Source organism: Arthrobacter sp. SDR-2R (assembly GCF_057747955.1).
The window spans coordinates 2,244,046-2,260,987 of record NZ_CM173231.1; the positions used below are offsets into that span (position 1 = coordinate 2,244,046).

General features: G+C 67.3%; 14 protein-coding genes and 2 tRNA genes. 13 read left to right on the plus strand and 3 right to left on the minus strand.

Annotated elements, in window-relative coordinates; translation table 11 throughout:
* The first annotated feature begins 7 nt into the window (after window positions 1-7).
* The 3 genes from AC3ANU_RS10420 to AC3ANU_RS10430 are packed head-to-tail and all read left to right on the plus strand — an operon-like array spanning window position 8 to window position 3,095.
* Entirely contained in the window at window positions 8-784 is a 777-nt protein-coding gene (locus tag AC3ANU_RS10420; RefSeq protein ID WP_018768326.1) for a fumarylacetoacetate hydrolase family protein, read from the plus strand.
* Between the two features lie 56 nt (window positions 785-840).
* Complete coding sequence (gltX, locus tag AC3ANU_RS10425; protein WP_488314498.1) at window positions 841-2,355, plus strand: glutamate--tRNA ligase; 1,515 nt, start codon at window positions 841-843, stop codon at window positions 2,353-2,355.
* Window positions 2,355-3,095, plus strand: coding sequence for an HAD family hydrolase (locus AC3ANU_RS10430; RefSeq protein ID WP_018768324.1), 741 nt, complete (start codon window positions 2,355-2,357; stop codon window positions 3,093-3,095). The genes gltX and AC3ANU_RS10430 overlap by 1 nt, the downstream gene beginning before the upstream one ends.
* Window positions 3,096-3,184: 89 nt before the next feature.
* Here the strand turns inward: AC3ANU_RS10430 and AC3ANU_RS10435 are convergent, their stop codons facing one another.
* On the minus strand, window positions 3,185-4,780 hold the full coding sequence (locus AC3ANU_RS10435; protein WP_488314499.1) for a hypothetical protein: 1,596 nt from the start codon (window positions 4,778-4,780) through the stop codon (window positions 3,185-3,187).
* 311 nt (window positions 4,781-5,091) lie between these two features.
* Between AC3ANU_RS10435 and AC3ANU_RS10440 the strand changes: the two genes are divergently transcribed.
* From AC3ANU_RS10440 to AC3ANU_RS10455, 4 genes are all read left to right on the plus strand, one after another.
* Window positions 5,092-5,163 (plus strand) — tRNA-Gln (locus tag AC3ANU_RS10440).
* Window positions 5,164-5,291: 128 nt separating this feature from the next.
* Window positions 5,292-5,367: transfer RNA gene (locus AC3ANU_RS10445), tRNA-Glu, on the plus strand.
* A 180-nt stretch (window positions 5,368-5,547) separates the two neighbouring features.
* Window positions 5,548-7,314: a dynamin family protein gene (locus AC3ANU_RS10450; protein WP_488314500.1), complete on the plus strand. Its 1,767-nt coding sequence runs from the start codon at window positions 5,548-5,550 to the stop codon at window positions 7,312-7,314.
* Entirely contained in the window at window positions 7,311-8,927 is a 1,617-nt protein-coding gene (locus AC3ANU_RS10455) for a GTPase (protein WP_488314501.1), read from the plus strand. The genes AC3ANU_RS10450 and AC3ANU_RS10455 overlap by 4 nt, the downstream gene beginning before the upstream one ends.
* Window positions 8,928-8,950: 23 nt before the next feature.
* Here the strand turns inward: AC3ANU_RS10455 and AC3ANU_RS10460 are convergent, their stop codons facing one another.
* Both AC3ANU_RS10460 and AC3ANU_RS10465 read right to left on the minus strand, forming a co-directional pair.
* Window positions 8,951-9,496, minus strand: coding sequence for a DUF1697 domain-containing protein (locus AC3ANU_RS10460; protein WP_488314502.1), 546 nt, complete (start codon window positions 9,494-9,496; stop codon window positions 8,951-8,953).
* A gap of 44 nt (window positions 9,497-9,540) precedes the next feature.
* Entirely contained in the window at window positions 9,541-10,260 is a 720-nt protein-coding gene (locus AC3ANU_RS10465) for an IclR family transcriptional regulator (protein ID WP_009356552.1), read from the minus strand.
* A 113-nt stretch (window positions 10,261-10,373) separates the two neighbouring features.
* Between AC3ANU_RS10465 and leuC the strand changes: the two genes are divergently transcribed.
* The 6 genes from leuC (at window position 10,374) to AC3ANU_RS10495 (ending at window position 16,900) form a co-directional block, all read left to right on the plus strand.
* Window positions 10,374-11,828 carry a 3-isopropylmalate dehydratase large subunit gene (gene leuC, locus AC3ANU_RS10470; RefSeq protein ID WP_026265621.1) on the plus strand — a complete coding sequence of 485 codons (1,455 nt, stop codon included), beginning with the start codon at window positions 10,374-10,376 and terminating at the stop codon, window positions 11,826-11,828.
* 10 nt (window positions 11,829-11,838) lie between these two features.
* Window positions 11,839-12,441, plus strand: a complete 603-nt coding sequence (gene leuD / locus AC3ANU_RS10475) for a 3-isopropylmalate dehydratase small subunit (protein ID WP_018768318.1) — start codon at window positions 11,839-11,841, stop codon at window positions 12,439-12,441.
* 159 nt (window positions 12,442-12,600) lie between these two features.
* Entirely contained in the window at window positions 12,601-13,926 is a 1,326-nt protein-coding gene (gene murA, locus AC3ANU_RS10480) for a UDP-N-acetylglucosamine 1-carboxyvinyltransferase (protein ID WP_026265620.1), read from the plus strand.
* Window positions 13,927-13,935: 9 nt separating this feature from the next.
* Window positions 13,936-14,703, plus strand: a complete 768-nt coding sequence (locus AC3ANU_RS10485; RefSeq protein ID WP_056387899.1) for a lysophospholipid acyltransferase family protein — start codon at window positions 13,936-13,938, stop codon at window positions 14,701-14,703.
* Window positions 14,700-15,749 carry an NAD(P)H-dependent glycerol-3-phosphate dehydrogenase gene (locus tag AC3ANU_RS10490; protein ID WP_488314503.1) on the plus strand — a complete coding sequence of 350 codons (1,050 nt, stop codon included), beginning with the start codon at window positions 14,700-14,702 and terminating at the stop codon, window positions 15,747-15,749. The genes AC3ANU_RS10485 and AC3ANU_RS10490 overlap by 4 nt, the downstream gene beginning before the upstream one ends.
* 2 nt (window positions 15,750-15,751) lie before the next feature.
* Window positions 15,752-16,900: a D-alanine--D-alanine ligase family protein gene (locus tag AC3ANU_RS10495; protein ID WP_056387895.1), complete on the plus strand. Its 1,149-nt coding sequence runs from the start codon at window positions 15,752-15,754 to the stop codon at window positions 16,898-16,900.
* The last annotated feature ends 42 nt before the right edge of the window (window positions 16,901-16,942 follow it).

The following is a 16,942-nucleotide window of genomic DNA, read 5'->3' on the forward strand; positions in this document are numbered from 1 at the left end:
AGGAGCCATGCGTATTGCCAGGTTTGTAGTCGATTCCGATCCCCTGTACGGCGTTGTGGAAGGTGAACCGGGCAGTGAGGAAATCACTGTCATCCACGGCGACCCCTTCTTCCATGGCGTGGAGCGCACATCCGTGCGCCACAAGCTGGAGGACGTCCGGCTGCTGGCGCCGATCATCCCGCGGAGCAAGGTGATCGGCGTTGGCCGGAACTTCGTGGATCACGCCCATGAACTCGGCAACGAGGTCCCCGCCCAGCCGCTGCTCTTCCTGAAGCCCAACACCGCAGTCGTGGGCCCCAACGACCCCGTAGTGCTGCCGGAGTTCTCCGAAGAGGTCTCCTTCGAAGCTGAACTCTGCGTGGTGATCGGCCGGATCTGCAAGGACGTGCCGGAAGACCGCGTGGACGATGTCATCTTCGGCTACACGTGCGGCAACGACCTCACGGCCCGCGACGTCCAGAAAACGGATCTGCAGTGGACCCGCGCCAAGGGCTTCGACACCTCCGCGCCGCTGGGGCCTTGGATCGAGACCGACCTGGACACGGAGGACCTGCGGATCCAGGGCAGGCTCAACGGTGAAGTGCGCCAGGACGGCAGCACCAGCCAGATGATCCGCGGCGTGCGCGAACTGGTGTCGGTGGTATCGCAGGCGTTTACCCTGCTGCCGGGCGACGTGATCATGACCGGCACGCCCGCCGGCGTGGGCCTGGTCAAGGAGGGCGACCGCTTCGAGGTGGAAATCGAGGGCATCGGACGGCTTTCCAACCCCATCGTCCGCCGCTAGGCCTGTCCGGCCGGCGGAAGGCCGGACCCGGCCAGGCGGGTAAAGTTGAAGCCACTATGACTATCGCTTCTTCGTCACCCGCCGCAGCCATTCCGCCCGTTACCGCCGAGACGCCCGTCCGGGTCCGTTTCTGCCCGTCGCCCACGGGTACCCCGCACGTTGGACTGATCCGGACGGCCCTGTTCAACTGGGCCTACGCGCGCCACACCAAGGGCACGCTGGTTTTCCGCATCGAGGACACGGACGCGGCGCGGGACAGCGAGGAAAGCTACCACCAGCTGCTCGACGCATTGAAGTGGCTGGGCATCAACTGGGACGAGGGCGTTGAGGTCGGCGGCCCGCACGAGCCGTACCGGCAGTCCCAGCGCGGCGACATCTACCAGGACGTCATCAAGCGGCTGCATGACGGCGGGTTCATCTACGAGTCCTTCTCCACCCCGGAGGAGATCGAGGCGCGCCACCGCGCGGCCGGACGGGACCCGAAGCTTGGCTACGACGGCTTTGACCGGCACCTGACGGAGGAGCAGCTGGCGCAGTACCGGGCGGAGGGCCGGCAGGCTGTCCTCCGCCTGCGCATGCCGGACGAGGACATCACGTTCACCGACCTGGTCCGCGGCGACATCACGTTCAAGGCCGGTTCCGTCCCTGACTTCGCCGTGGTGCGGGCCAACGGTGCGCCGCTCTACACGCTGGTCAACCCGGTGGACGACGCGCTGATGGGCATCACCCATGTGCTGCGCGGCGAGGACCTGCTCAGCTCCACGCCCCGCCAGATCGCCCTGTACCGGGCGCTGTACGCCATCGGCGTCGCCGAGTACATGCCGGAGTTCGGCCACCTGCCCTACGTCATGGGCCAGGGCAACAAGAAGCTGTCCAAGCGCGACCCCGAGTCCAGCCTGTTCCTGCACCGGGAGCGGGGCTTCATCCCGGAAGGGCTGCTGAACTACCTGTCCCTGCTGGGCTGGTCCCTCAGCGCGGACGAGGACATCTTTACGGTGGAGCAGCTTGTGGAGCACTTTGACGTCCACGACGTCCTGGCCAACCCGGCCCGCTTCGACCTGAAGAAGGCCGAGGCCATCAACGGCACCCACGTCCGGATGCTCGAGCCCAAGGTGTTCCGTGACCGCGTTGCGCACTACCTGCGCGAGGCAGGCCTGGTGGGGGAGATCCTGACAGACCGCGAAGAGGAAATCGTCACCGAGGCGGCGCCGCTGATCCAGGAACGCATCACGCTCCTGGGCGAAGCCCCGGACATGCTGGCGTTCCTGTTCAAGGCCGATGACGCCATCGACATCGCCGACGACGCACGCAAAGGCCTTCCCGCCAACCTTCCCGAGGTCCTTGATGCCGCCATCGCCGCGCTGGAACCGGTGGCGGAATGGACGCCGGACAACATCCAGGCCGCACTCAAGCAGGCCCTGGTGGAGGACATGGGCATCAAGCCGAGGCTTGCCTTCGGCCCGGTGCGCACGGCCGTTTCCGGCCGCCGCGTGTCGCCGCCGCTGTTTGAGTCCATGGTGATCCTGGGCAAGGAGTCCTCCCTGCGCCGGCTCCGCGCCTTCCGCGGCTGATGACCGCTCCCAGCCAAGCGGCCCGAGCCGGCATACTGGAGACACCTTTCGGCCGTGTCCGGGGCGTCCTGTTCGACATTGACGACACCCTGGTGGACCTCGAGTATTCGATGACCACCGCGCTGCGCGAGGTCAGCGAACACCTCCTGCCCGGACTGGACCAGGCCGGGTGGGAGCGGTTCGGCCGCATCTTCACCCACGAGACCACCCACTTCTACGACCGCTACCTGGCCGGCGAGCTGACGTTCAACGAACAACGCCTGCTCCGCGGGCGTGCGGCACTGGGACACTTCGGCGTTGACCTGGGCGAGGGCGAGGAGTCGCACCGGTGGCTGGCGGCCTACATGGAGAAGCAGCCCGCGTACGTGAAGCCGTTCCCCGATGTGCTGCCCCTCCTGGACGTCCTGGACAATGCGGGAGTGCCCTACGGCGCCGTGAGCAACAACGTCCATGACTACCAGCGCGCCAAGCTGGACGGGGCCGGGCTGGAGCGGATCACGCACCTGGTGGGCACGGACACTCTTGGCGTGGCCAAGCCCGATCCGGCCATGTACCTTGAGGGCGTCCGGCTGCTGGGCACTGCCCCGGGCGAAACGCTGTACGTGGGCGATAACCGGCTGCTGGATGCGGAGGGTTCGACGGCGGCAGGGCTGCTGGGCGTCTGGCTGAACCGCATGGGTGAGGTTGTGGAGGGCTTCGAGGGCAGCATGGTTGCTTCCCTGGAGGAACTGCTGGCCTAACCGGACCAGCCGGCCACATAGGCGTTGCAGGCCGGGACCGCGGCCCCCTTTTTTGCAGGGCCGCGGTCCCGGCCTGTCTGCGTCAGCTGTCAGGGGGCCCGCAGGCCCGCGGCACGGCGGCGCAGGAGCAGGTAGGCCGCGACGGCGGCGGCCACGAGCAGCGCGATCAGCAGCAGGGCGATGCCCGGGTTGTCCAGCCAGGACGACGGCGACACTGCCGCCACTTTCGTGTGCAGCTCCTGCGTGCCGGCAGCGATTTTCGCGTTGCCGTCCGCCAGCTTGCCGGCGCCTTCCGCCAGTTTGCCGGAACCGTCGTCCAGCCGGCCGTTGCCATCGGCCAGCTGACCGGATCCTTCGGCGAGCCGTGCGGACCCCGATTCCAGTTGGCCCGTCCCACTGCTGAGCTTGACGGTTCCGTCGGAGAGGGCTTCCGTTCCCGCCAGCAGGCCCGGGTTCGCCGGGTCGCCGCCGCCGTTGATGCCCGCGCTGAGCCGGGTGGTGCCGTCCTGGAGGTTGTTGGCGGCGTAGATCAGGCCGGGACGGTCGGGGTCGCCCGGCACACCGTCCATCCCCACCCGGATCTTCGCCGTCCCCTCGGCCAGCATCGACGTGCCCAGCACCACGCCCGGGTTCTGCGGATCCGTCGCATTGAGCTTTTCCGCCAGGGTGGCAAAGCCCGCCTTCAACCGTCCGGCGCCGTCGTTCAACTCGCCGGCTCCCGTGGCCAGCCTGCCCGTTCCGGTCTTCAGCTGCCCGGCGCCGTCGTCCAGGGCCCCGGCCCCGCCGTTGACCTTTGCTGCGCCGGCGTCAAGCTGTACCGCCCCGGCATAGGCCCTCCGGCCGCCGTCGGCCAGCTTGGCTATCTGGTCCTTGATCACTGCAAGGGGTACCAGGCCCTGCGGTCCGTTCGCTGCCGCTTCGAGCTGGTCCAGTCCCTGGCTGAGTGCGGCGAGCCCGTCGCCCTGTGCGGGGTCGTTGCCGGCACCCGGGTAACCCTTGAGCCGGTTTGCTCCGGCTGCCAGCTGGCCGGTGCCGTCCTTCAGCTCTGCGGTCCCGCTGCGCAGCTTGGTGGCGCCGGCATCAAGATCGCCGGCACCTGCGGCGAGCTGGCCCGTGCCTGCAGCGATCCGGCCCGCGCCGTCAGCAAGGTTGTTGGGTGCGTTTCCGGACGCCGTTGGGGTCAGCGCAGCGGAAAGAGCGACGGCGCCGGACTGAAGCTTCCGTGCGCCGTCGTCCACCTGGTAGACACCCGGTACCAGCTTGTTCAGCACATCTTTCTGCAGCTTGGTGGTACCGGCGTGCAGCTTGTCCACCCCTGGTGCCAGCTGGTCGCGGACTCCGGAGAAGATCCGGCCGGCCCCCGACTGCAGGGCCGCGGCGCCGGCATTCAATTCGCTGCTGCCGTCCCTGACCTTGTCCGAGCCGTCCTTCACCTGCGCCGCGCCTTTGTTCGCGTCCCCTGCTCCTGCTGCCAGCTGGCCCGAACCGTCTTTGAGCTGGTTGGCCCCCGCGGCAGCCTGCTCTGCTCCGTCCATCAGCTGCGCGGCACCGTTGGCGATCTGGCCCGTGAGGAAGGTATAAAACGCAAGGAAAAGAGCCAGCAGCAGGGACAGTGCCGTGATGGCGATGGATTGGGACCGGGTTTTGGGCTTGGCTGTTGCGATGGATTCTGTGCGGGTTGTCAACGCTGACACTTCCTAACTGGGCCACCGGGCGACGCTGCCCGGTGGTCGAAACCGTTGGTGGGAGGGCCATCCTGTTTCCTCGTGGGGGTGCCCGGATAGCGGGACGGGAAGTTGTTACTGATGGGTAACTTACTCGAGGGTAACCATACGGCGGGAGCGTGGGCAAGGGCCCGCATGGAGAAGTCCATGCGGCTGCCGGCGACTTCGTCGATCCCGATTTGTGCGAGCCGAAAGTCTCGGGTAAAGTAATTTCTCGTGCTGAGGCGCACGGAGCAGGGAAAAAGCCCTGAAAACCGGCCCGAAAGTGCCATTGGGATATGGTGTAATTGGCAACACTACGGTTTCTGGTACCGTCATTCTAGGTTCGAGTCCTGGTATCCCAGCTCTGATTTGAAAGCTGGCTTCAGCTGGAATTCAGTAGGTTTCCAGTCGGTTCGCCGATTTGAAACCACGGCAAAGTGTGTGAATACTCACTGAGCTTGAGCGGCGGAAACGCTGCCGGAAGTACTCTGGCCCCATCGTATAGCGGCCTAGTACGCCGCCCTCTCACGGCGGTAACGCGGGTTCGAATCCCGCTGGGGTCACCATCGAAATGGTCCCGGGCATTAGCCCGGGGCCATTTTTTATGAGCATCAGGCCGGTTCCCCTCCAGCCGGACGAGACCGCCTGTCGTTTCGAAGAAAATCGTCCTGCTGCGGGGGAATTCCCTGCTGGGGACGACACGCGGTGGAACTTCGCGCCCCCTACTCAACTGGCATGATGTAGCTGTGACCTCCCATGACGAGCACGGCCGCCCCATCCCGCCGGTGCCGCACGCCATGGCGGCAGTGACCCTGCTGGAGGAGATCCGCAGCGGCCTGGACCATGTGCTGCTGCCGCTCGCGCTGCCGGGCGCGGACCAGGCACGCCGCGAAACGTCGGCCGCAAGGGCGCAGCTGGACGACTACATCCTTCCGCGGTACCGGAGCCTGGACGCCCCCTTGCTTGCCGTCGTCGGCGGTTCCACCGGTGCCGGCAAATCCACCCTGGTGAACGGGCTCGTGGGGCATCCCGTCACGCGGGCCGGGGCCATCCGCCCCACTACCCGCCAGCCCATCCTGCTGCACAACCCCGCGGAGGGAACATGGTTTGAAGGGCAGCGGGTCCTGCCCGGGCTAAGCCGGATCCGCGGTACCCTCGCCGGCAGTCCGGCCGCCGCGGGCGCCATGCCGGAGCCGCGCGACGCCGCTTCGCTGGTGCTGCTGGCCGATCCGGCGGTTCCGGCCGGCATCGCACTCCTTGACGCCCCGGACGTTGACTCCATTTCCGACCAAAACCGCCTGCTGGCCGGGCAACTGCTGGCCGCCGCGGACTTGTGGGTGTTTGTCACCACAGCCAACCGGTACGCGGACGCCGTTCCCTGGAAGCTCCTCCTGGACGCGGCGGCGCGGGACATTACTGTGGCAGTGGTGCTGGACCGGGTGCCGCCGGGCGCGCAGGCGGAGGTAAGCGAGGACCTCCGCGGCCTGCTCGACCGGGAGGGGCTCGGTGGGAGCCGGCTGTTCATCATCGCCGAGACGGTCCTTGATCCGCACGGCATGCTGCCTCCCGGCGCTGTCAATGAGCTGCGGGACTGGCTTGGTGCCCTGGCCGCCGATGCTGCCGGCCGGGCCGCCGTCGCACGGCGGACCCTGAATGGAACCGTCCGCGCCCTGGCCCATCGGATTCCGGATATCGCCGGCGCCGTCCGTGAGCAGGAGCTGGCCGCCTCGCGACTTGAGGCCGACGCCGTGGCGGCTTACGCGGATGCCGCCAAGCGGATCCTTGATGCCACCCGCGACGGTGCACTCCTCCGGGGCGAAGTGCTGGCCCGGTGGCAGGATTTTGTGGGCACCGGTGAATTCTTCCGCGCCCTTGAGCAGAATGTGGGGCGGTTCCGGGACAGGCTGGGGGCCTTCTTCCGCGGTGAACCGGCACCGGCCGTCGGGGTTGAGGCGGCCATCGAAACCGGGCTTCAGGCCGTCATTGTGGACGAGGCAGCCAACGCAGCGGAGGACACCGACCAGCGGTGGCGCTCAGACCCCGCGGGGCGGCAGCTGCTGGGTCCGGACGACCTGTCGGGGACGGCGCCCGGGTTCGCCGAACGGGCAGCAGCGGAAATCCGGGCGTGGCAGGAAGCCCTGATGGAGCTGATCCGGACGGAAGGCCAGGGACGGCGGACGCAGGCCCGGTGGCTGTCCTTTGGCATCAACGGCCTCGGCGCCGCGCTGATGATCGTGGTGTTTTCGATGACTGCGGGCCTGACCGGACTGGAGATCGGCGTGGCGGGCGGAACCGCCGTCGTGGGCCAGCGCCTGCTGGAAGCGGTGTTCGGCGAGGACGCCGTGCGCCGCATGGCTGATAAAGCCCGTGAAGATCTGGCCACGCGGTGCCGGCGCCTGCTGGCAGACGAGCAGGAGAAGTTCCTGCAGCGGCTGCCGGAAGGCAATCCCGCCCTCGCACAACGCCTTGCTGCGCAGGCCGGGGAACTGGCCCGGCTGGCGGAGAGCGCGTGAGCCGCCACAGCGGGGCACACGCGTCCTCCAAACTGGACGCCCGGCTCCAGGCGCTCCAGGACGCCCGGGAGCTGGGGGAGGGGGTCCTGCCGGACCAGGCGCTGCAGGACGTGTTCGACGTCCTGGAGCGCGCAAGTTCCCGCCGTTCCTTGTCCGGCGACCACACCGTGGTGGGATTTTTCGGGGCCACCGGAAGCGGCAAGTCCTCCCTCTTCAACGCGGTCAGCGGCGCGGAGATCGCGACGGCGGCGGCCCGCCGTCCGACGACATCGGAACCACTGGCAGGTGTTTGGGGAGCGGCAGGCAGCGAAGCCCTCCTCGACTGGCTGGAAGTGGGAAACCGGCATCACGCCGCGCCGGTGGACGGCTTCGCCGACGAACAGACGGGGCTGATCCTGCTCGATCTGCCTGACTTCGACTCCACCCATGCAGCCAACCGCGGGATCGTGCAGCGGATGGTGGGGATGGTGGACGTCCTGGTGTGGGTGCTGGACCCGCAGAAGTATGCCGACGCTGCCGTCCACCATGGGTTCCTGGCGCCGCACGCTTCGCACGGGGCCGTCACGCTTGTGGTCCTGAACCAGGTGGACCGGCTCCCGGAACACGATGTGCAGCCCGTGCTCGACTCGCTGCACGCAATCCTTGCAGGTGAAGGGCTGGGACAGGTGCGGGTCCTCCCTTCATCGGCGGTGACGGGGGCGGGGATCGGGGAAGTGCGGGCGGCGATCCGGAAGGTGGCCGTCCAGCGCCAGGCCCAGTCCCGGCGGCTGGAGGCGGATATCACTAAGGCCGGGCAGGACCTGCGGCAGGCTTCCGGGGACGGCGACGCCGCAGGGGTCCGGCCGGCCGCCAGGTCCCGGCTCGCGGGCGAACTGGCTGTGGCAGCGAACGTGCCTGCCGTGGTGCGGGCCGTCGGCCAGTCCTACCGGCTGGAGTCCGTCCGGCGCACCGGCTGGCCCGTCACCCGCTGGCTCTCCAGGTTCCGCCCGGACCCGCTGCGCCGCCTCAATCTCCGCAGGGATTCACCTGCCGGGCTGAACCGGACCTCCCTGCCGGCCGCCGGCGCGCCGGAGCGGGCCCGGACGGACGCTGCCGTCAGGGAATTTGCGGACGCGGCCAGCGAGGGGGCTCCGGGACCCTGGCGGGCAGCGATTAGGGGGAGGGCCAGGGCCGGCCGGGACCGGCTGCCCGACGCCCTGGACCAGGCCATCGCCGGGACCGACATCGGGGCCAACCGCAAGGCGTGGTGGTGGGGTGCCTTCAACGTGGTTCAGTGGCTGGCGCTGCTGACGGTGCTGGGCGGCCTGGGCTGGCTTGGCGTCCTGGCCGGACTGGCCTACCTGCAGCTGCCGGTGCCCGAAGTTCCACGCGCGGAAGGCTGGCCGGTACCCACCCTGATGATCGCCTTCGGCCTGGTGCTGGGGATATTTTTGGCGGTCACCGGCCGTTTCATTGCGTCCGGTGCTGCCCGGGCGCGGGCTGCAAGGGCACGACGGCGGCTGAACAGCGCCGTGGCAGCGGCGGCGCAGGAGCTGGTGGTGGCGCCCGTGGAGGAGGAGATTGCCAGGCTGGCAGCCTTCAACAAGGCGCTGAAGAAGGCCATGGGGCCGTAGGGCTGCTACCGGCCCATAATGACCTAGCCGCCCGCCAGGGCGGCCGCGGCGTCCCGGACCTTGATGAGGGTGCGCAGGTTGCGGGTGGTGGTTGCGGCCTTGAACTTCGTTTTCGCGCTGATCTTGCTGAAGGGGCTGTCCAGTGTCCCTCCCGCCGGGGCCAGCCAGGCAAGCGCTTCGGGCCCCAGCCGCTGCTGGTCCTGGCTTTCAAGGGCTGACCCGGCCGCCTCCAGTTCGTCAATGACGGCGGTGTCCGAGGACAGGGTGATATAGGTGTGGGTGGACCTGTCGTCGTCCGGGTAGGGGCAGCCATCCACCAGTTGGGCCACCCGCCCGGCGTCCAGGACCACAACCCACGCTTCATAGCCAAAGGCGGCCCGGAGGCACTTTTCGCATTCCTGTTTGACCGCTGCCGCGTCCAGGGTGCTGCTGAGCACCACGTTTCCGCTGGCCAGCAGGGTCTTTGCGTCCGTGAAGCCGCAGGATTTCAGCGCGTCCCGCAGGTCCGCCATCTTGATATTGATCCCGCCCACGTTGATGCCGCGGAGGAACACCGCATAGCTGCCCATGGGCACAGCCTAGCGGCCGGAGCCCCGGTGGGGCCGGCAGGAGCCTAGTCGTTGTTCTTGCGGAGGGCCTCGGTGAGGATGCGCCCGGCATTGCAGACAACTTCGGCGTGCAGGCGGCCGGGCTGGCGGGTCAGCCGCTCAATTGGACCGGAAATGGAGACGGCGGCAATCACCCTGCCGGACGGACCCCTCACCGGTGCCGAAACGGAGGCGACCCCCGGCTCACGCTCGCCAAGGCTCTGTCCCCAGCCCCGGCGTCGTACTCCTGCCAGGACGGTCGGCGTGAAACGGGCCGACTGCAGGCCCTCGAGGAGCCTGTCGTGATCCTCCCAGGCGAGCAGGACCTGCGCGGCAGAGCCGGCCTTCATGGACAACTGCGTGCCCACGGGAATGGTGTCGCGCAGGCCGATGGGGCGCTCCGCGGAGGCGACGCATACGCGCCAGTCACCCTGCCTGCGGAAGATCTGGGCGCTTTCGCCGGTGGCATCGCGCAGTTGCATGAGTACGGGCCCGGCCGAGGCGATCAGGCGGTCTTCCCCGGCGGCGGAGGCAAGCTCCACAAGCCTGCTGCCGAGCACGAACCGGCCCTGGATGTCTCGGCTGACCAGCCGGTGGTGCACCAGCGCCAAAGCGAGGCGGTGGACAGTGGGCCGGGCCAGGCCGGTGGCGGCTACCAGCTGCGCCAGCGTGGTGGGGCCGGCCTCAAGGGCATCGAGCACCTGGGCCGCTTTATCAATGACACCGACTCCACTAGAATTGTCCATGTAATGATATTGCCGTCTCAATATCTGAGATGCAAATCTTTCGGCTGGCGCAGCGCGGAGCCGTCCTGATTCAGTTGGATCAATCAGCCAAACAGCAGTGAAGGGAGATGGCCATGGCAAAGACATTGGCCGAGAAAGTCTGGGACGCACATGTGGTGCGCAAAGGTGACGGCGATGGTGCCAACGCCCAGCCGGACCTTCTGTACATCGACCTTCACCTGGTCCACGAAGTCACGTCCCCGCAGGCGTTCGAAGGCCTGCGGCTGGCCGGCCGCAAGCTGCGCCGGCCGGACCTGACCATTGCCACCGAGGACCACAACACCCCCACGCTGGACATCGACAAACCGATTGCCGACCTGACCAGCCGCACCCAGATCCAGACCCTGCGCAACAACTGCGCGGAGTTCGGCGTCCGGCTGCACAGCCTGGGCGATGCCGAGCAGGGCATCGTGCACGTGGTGGGCCCGCAGCTGGGCCTCACCCAGCCCGGCATGACGGTGGTCTGCGGCGACTCGCATACATCCACCCACGGCGCTTTCGGTGCGCTGGCCATGGGCATCGGCACCTCCGAGGTGGAGCACGTCATGGCCACCCAGACCCTGTCCCTGAAGCCGTTCAAGACCATGGCCATCAACGTCGAGGGCACACTGCGTCCCGGCGTCACCGCCAAGGACATCATCCTCGCCGTGATCGCCAAGATCGGCACCGGCGGCGGCCAGGGCTACGTCCTGGAATACCGCGGGTCGGCGATCCGCGCCCTGTCCATGGAAGCGCGCATGACCATCTGCAACATGTCCATCGAAGCCGGCGCCCGCGCCGGCATGGTGGCCCCGGACGAAACCACCTACGAGTACATGAAGGGCCGCCCCCACGCGCCGGAAGGCGAGGACTGGGACGCCGCCGTGGAGTACTGGAATACGCTGCGTACCGACGACGACGCCACCTTCGACGTGCAGGTTGACCTGGACGCCAACACCCTGGAGCCATTCGTCACCTGGGGCACCAACCCCGGCCAGGGCGTGTCCCTGTCCGAGTCCGTTCCGTCACCCGGGGACTTCGGTGACGAAAACGCCAAGGCCGCTGCCGAGCGCGCCCTGCAGTACATGGGACTCGAAGCCGGCACGCCCATGAAGGACATCCGCGTGGACACCGTCTTCCTGGGCTCCTGCACCAACTCCAGGATGGAGGACCTGCGTGCCGCTGCCGACATCATCCGCGGCCGGCAAAAGGATCCGAACATCCGGATGCTGGTGGTCCCCGGCTCTGCCCGCGTCCGGCTGGAAGCCGAGGCCGAGGGCCTGGACAAGGTCTTCAAGGACTTCGGTGCTGAGTGGCGCTTTGCCGGCTGCTCCATGTGCCTGGGCATGAACCCGGACCAGCTGGAGGTGGGGGAGCGTTGCGCCTCAACCTCCAACCGAAACTTCGAAGGCCGGCAGGGCAAGGGTGGCCGCACCCACCTGGTCTCCCCGGTGGTGGCCGCAGCCACGGCAGTACGGGGCACGCTCAGCTCTCCATCGGACCTTGACCCGGCTCCCGAACCCGCCGCCATCCGCATCGACGCAGCCTAGGACAGCACAAATGGAAAAGTTCACCAAGCACACCGGTATCGGCGTCCCGCTGCGCCAGAGCAACGTCGACACCGACCAGATCATCCCCGCGGTCTACCTCAAGCGGATCACCCGGACCGGCTTCGAGGACGCGCTCTTCTCCGCCTGGCGCAAGGACCCCTCCTTCATCCTGAACCAGGAGCCCTACAACGCGGGATCGGTCCTGGTGGCAGGCCCCGATTTCGGCACCGGTTCCTCCCGTGAACACGCGGTCTGGGCGCTGAAGGACTACGGTTTCAAAGCCGTCCTGTCCTCCCGGTTCGCCGACATCTTCCGCGGCAACTCGGGCAAGCAGGGACTTCTGGCCGCGCAGGTTGCGCAGGACGACATCGAGCTCATCTGGAAGGAACTCGAAAACGCCCCGGGAACCCAGGTCACCGTGGACCTCGAGTCCAAGACCGTCGTCTGCGGCAACATCGTGGCGCCGTTCGACATCGACGACTACACCCGCTGGCGGCTCCTGGAAGGCCTCGACGACATCGGGCTGACCCTCCAGCACGAAGCCGACATCACCGCCTACGAGGCGACCCGCCAGGCGTTCAAGCCCAAGACCCTGCCGGCGAAGCTTTCCTAGCCCCGGGGCCACCATCCCGGCGGCGTGGCGCAGCGGGCGAAGGCCGCGCCACGCCCCGCCGCCGGTACCCCCTTATTTCGGTTCGGTAACGCGACCTCCTATGCTTGGTTGGAGCCTTTGCAAGGTTTTGGGGGCTAGTGATCGTGAGGAAACCGGTATATGAGTAGTGTTCTGACAATCCGCGGCGGTGTCCCGCTTACAGGCCGCGTCAGCGTCCGTGGGGCAAAGAATCTTGTCCCCAAGGCAATGGTGGCGGCGTTGCTGGGCAACGAACCCTCGGTGTTGCGGAACGTGCCGGAGATCAAGGACGTGGAGGTGGTCACCTCCCTGCTGCAGCTGCATGGGGTGACCGTGGAGAAGGACCCGGTCAACGGTGACCTCACCCTCGATCCCAAGGCCGCAAAGACGGCGCCGAGCACCGCGATCGATGCCCATGCCGGTGACTCCCGCATCCCCATCCTGCTGTGCGGACCGCTGATCCATGCCATTGGCGAAGCCTTCATTCCCGACCTGGGCGGCTGCAAGATCGGCGACCGTCCCATCGACTACCACCTGGATGTCCTGCGCCAGTTCGGTGCCGTCGTGGAGAAGCGTCCCGGTGGCATCCACATCTCTGCACCCAAGGGCCTGCACGGCGCCAAGATCTCGCTGCCGTACCCGTCCGTGGGCGCCACCGAGCAGGTCCTGCTGAGCGCCACCCGCGCGGAAGGCATCACGGAGCTGTCCGGCGCCGCCACCGAGCCGGAAATCATCGACCTTATCGCCGTGCTGCAGAAGATGGGCGCCATCATCAGCGTGCAGACGGACCGGACCATCCGCATCGAGGGTGTCCGTGACCTCGGCGGCTACAACCACCGTGCCCTCTCGGACCGCAACGAATCGGCGTCCTGGGCTTCGGCCGCACTGGTGACCCGCGGCGACATCTTCGTTGAAGGCGCATCCCAGCGCGACATGATGACGTTCCTGAACACCTACCGCAAGGTGGGCGGCGGAATGGACATCGGCGAGGACGGCATCCGGTTCTACCACAAGGGCGGAAAGCTGAACCCGCTGGTCCTTGAAACGGATGTCCACCCCGGCTTCATGACGGACTGGCAGCAGCCCCTGGTGGTTGCGCTGACCCAGGCCGAGGGCGTATCGATCGTGCACGAGACGGTGTATGAGAACCGTTTTGGCTTCACCGACGCCCTGATCCGCATGGGCGCCAGCATCCAGGTGCACCGGGAATGCCTGGGCAGTGTCCCGTGCCGGTTCGGCCAGCGCAACTTCCTGCACTCCGCGGTGATTTCCGGACCCACCCAGCTCAAGGGAACCGACATTGATGTCCCCGACCTGCGCGGCGGGTTCAGCCACCTGATTGCCGCCCTGGCCGCCACCGGAACGTCCCGGGTCACCGGCATCGACATCATCAACCGGGGCTACGAGCGGTTCACGGAAAAGCTCGCCGGCCTTGGGGCCGACTTCGACATCACCACCACGAAGTAGCGCGGCACCGTGAAGGAATCGGCCAAAAGCAAGGCCACATTTGTTTTCATTGCCAGCATCGCCCGGCCGCTGCTGAACCTGATGATGTCCAAGACGTGGGAAGGCACCGAAAAGCTTCCCGCCGGCGGCTTCATCGCAGCCCCCAACCACTGCACGGAGATCGACCCCCTTGTTGTGGGGCACATGCTCTACAACCAGAAGCGTGCCCCGCACTTCCTGGCCAAGGCCGCGCTGTTCAAGGTTCCCGGCCTGGGTGCGCTCCTGCGCGCCACCAAGCAGGTGCCGGTGGAGCGCTCGACGGCGGGAGCGAACCGATCGCTGCAAGTGGCCCAGGAGATTGTGGCTGAGGGCGGGGCGATCATCATTTACCCGGAGGGAACGCTGACACGCGATCCCGGGCTTTGGCCGATGAAGGGGCATACCGGCGCGGCAAGGCTGGCCCTCGAAGGCGATATTCCGGTGGTGCCCATTGCCCACTGGGGCGCGCACGAGGTGTTCCCCAGGTACGGCAAGCGGTTCCACGTGTTCCCCCGGAAGCACTCACGCGTCGTCGTGGGCGAACCGGTGGACCTGAGTGCGTTCCGCGGCCGCCCGCTGGACAAGGCCACCCTGACGGAGGCGACGGAAGTGATCATGGACGCGATCACGGCTTTGCTGGCAGGCCTGCGCGGCGAGCAGCCTCCCGCCGAACGCTGGGACCCGGCCAAGCGGCCGCAGGCCAAGCACGGACGGTTCGTTGACCGCGGCGAGCCCGAATCAGGAACGGAAGCTCCGTGACCGCTGACGGGAAGCCGGGGGCGGCGGGCACGGTAGCCGTCCTGGGTGCGGGATCGTGGGGGACAACCTTCGCGAAGATCCTCGCGGACGCTGCGATTGCCGCCGGAACGCCGCGCGCCATCAGGCTTTGGGGCAGGCGCGCCGGGGTGGTCGAAGAGATCAACAACTGCCACCGCAACAGTGAGTACCTCAAGGACATCGTCCTGCCGGAGAGCATCACGGCGTCCACAGACGTCCGCGGAGTCCTGGCGGGAGCCGACCTGGTGGTGCTGGCGGTTCCGGCCCAGTCGCTGCGCCCGCAGCTGCGCGAATGGAAGGACATGATCGCTCCCGGAGCTGTTGTGGTCTCCCTGATGAAGGGGCTGGAGCTGGGCACGGACGCGCGGATGAGCGAGGTCATCGCACAGGAACTGGGCCTGCCGCTGGAACGCATCGCAGTTGTCTCGGGACCCAACCTCGCCATGGAAATTGCGCGGGAAGAGCCTACGGCATCAGTCGTGGCATGCGCTGACTCCGCCACTGCAGGCTGGCTCGCCCGGACCTGCACCGCCCCCTACTTCCGGCCCTACACCACGGCCGATGTGGTCGGCGTCGAAATCGGCGGCATCGTCAAGAACGTGATTGCGCTGGCAGTAGGCATCTGTGAGGGCAAGCAGATGGGGGACAACACCAAGGCCTCGGTGATTACCCGGGGACTCGCGGAAACGTCCCGCCTCGCCTTGGCGCTGGGCGGCGAGGCCAAGACCATGGCCGGGCTCGCCGGGCTGGGCGACCTTGTGGCAACCTGTTCGTCCGCGCTGTCCCGGAACCACACGGCCGGGAGGCTGCTGGGCCAGGGCCTGACCCTGGAGGAGGTGGGCCGAAAGATGACCCAGACCGCCGAAGGCATCAAATCCGGCCAGGCCGTCCATGAACTCGCCGCCAAGCTCGGCGTCGACATGCCCATCACTGCCGCCGTCGTCGCGGTGCTGGCAGGCAAGCTGTCCGTTGACCAACTGGGGCCGGTTCTGCTGTCCCGGGAATTGAAACCTGAAGGCGATTACTGACCATGTCCCAAGACACACCCAACACAGGGGAAACTGCCACCAGCCGGAAGCCGCGGGTCGCCGTGCTTTTCGGCGGCCGCTCCAGCGAGCACGCCGTGAGCTGCGTCACCGCAGCAGGCGTGCTGGGCGCGATCAACAAGGACAAGTACGACGTCATCCCCATCGGGATTGCCAAAACCGGCCAGTGGGTTCTTGCCCCGGCCGAAACCACCCAGTGGTCGCTTGCCGCATCATCACTCCCCGAGGTAGTACCTTCCCCGCAGACCGTCACGCTTGCTGAGATCGGCGGGGAACACCAGCTGATCGTGGCGTCCCCCAATGAGGTTCCGCAGGAACTGGGCGCCGTCGACGTGGTCTTTCCGCTGTTGCACGGCCCCTTCGGCGAGGACGGCACCATCCAGGGGCTCCTTGAACTTTCCGACACCCGCTACGTCGGCGCCGGAGTCCTGGCATCGGCCGTCGGCATGGACAAGCACTACATGAAGGTGGTCTTCGAGGCCGCCGGACTTCGCGTGGGACCCTACGTGGCTGTGACCGACCGGCAGTGGCAGCGGGATCCCGAATCCGTCAGGAAGCAGGTGGACCGCCTCGGTTTCCCCGTCTTCGTCAAGCCGGCCCGTGCCGGCTCGTCGATGGGCATCTCCAAGGTTGATTCCCTTGAGGACCTGGACGCCGCGATCGAAGAGGCCCGCCGCCACGACCTCAAGCTGGTCATTGAAGCCGGAATTGTCGGCCGCGAAATCGAATGCGCTGTCCTGGAAGGCAGGGGCACCGATGCGCCCCGGACCTCGATGCCGGGCGAAATCTCGGTGTCCGGGGGGACGCACGAGTTCTACGACTTCAACGCCAAGTATGTGGAGGATGATGCCGCAGCCCTGAGCTGTCCCGCAGACATCCCCGCGGAAGCGATCTCCCGGGTCCGGGAGCTGGCGGCCGCCGCATTCGACGCCGTCGGCGCCGAGGGCCTGAGCCGCGTGGATTTCTTCTACACCCCCGAGGGCGAACTGATCATCAACGAGATCAACACCATGCCCGGCTTCACGCCCAAAAGCATGTACCCGCAGATGTGGGCAGCGTCCGGACTGGGCTACGCGGACCTGATCGACGAACTCATCCACCTGGCCCTGAACCGCAAAACCGGCCTTCGCTGATCCACGCCGGAACCCTCCCGGCGTGGGCCCACCCGCCTGGAC